Below are 382 nucleotides of genomic sequence, written 5' to 3' on the forward strand. Positions count from 1 at the left end.
TCAAGCAGTTATTAAGAAAATTTAAAGTAAGGAGTATATGATGGGTGAAGCTATATTTAGTGGGTATGGCATGTTTATTACTAAAGAAGATGGAAAATATTATATCAACTATGACGCTGGTGGGATTGCTAATAAAGATGTTAAATCTGAAATAAGCGAAGAGGAATTTAATAAAGCCAAGCTTAGTGAACAAGATGCTTATGAAGTGATCATACGCACTCAGGTAAGAGATAAAATAAACTGTTAGTAGTGAGCTAGTTAACCTTACCAACATAGTTATTTTCAAAGGCTGCCAAAGTATATTTTTGTTAAATATACTTTGGCCTTTTTAATGCGACATTCATCGCTCTGCTTTCATATGTCAACTTGTTATAATTAAATT

General features: G+C 31.4%; 1 protein-coding gene. It reads left to right on the plus strand.

What is annotated here, in order from left to right; translation table 11 throughout:
- Positions 1 to 40 precede the first annotated feature (40 nt).
- Positions 41 to 247, plus strand: a complete 207-nt coding sequence (locus HFD94_RS22800) for a hypothetical protein (RefSeq protein ID WP_010669926.1) — start codon at positions 41 to 43, stop codon at positions 245 to 247.
- Positions 248 to 382 lie beyond the last annotated feature (135 nt).

Source organism: Pantoea sp. EKM20T (genome assembly GCF_011800485.1).
In the GTDB taxonomy this organism is placed as follows: domain Bacteria; phylum Pseudomonadota; class Gammaproteobacteria; order Enterobacterales; family Enterobacteriaceae; genus Pantoea; species Pantoea agglomerans.

Bases quoted from the DNA above. Each gene is read 5' to 3' on its own strand.
- HFD94_RS22800 (WP_010669926.1), top strand. From the start codon at position 41: ATGGGTGAAGCTATATTTAGTGGGTATGGCATGTTTATTACTAAAGAA.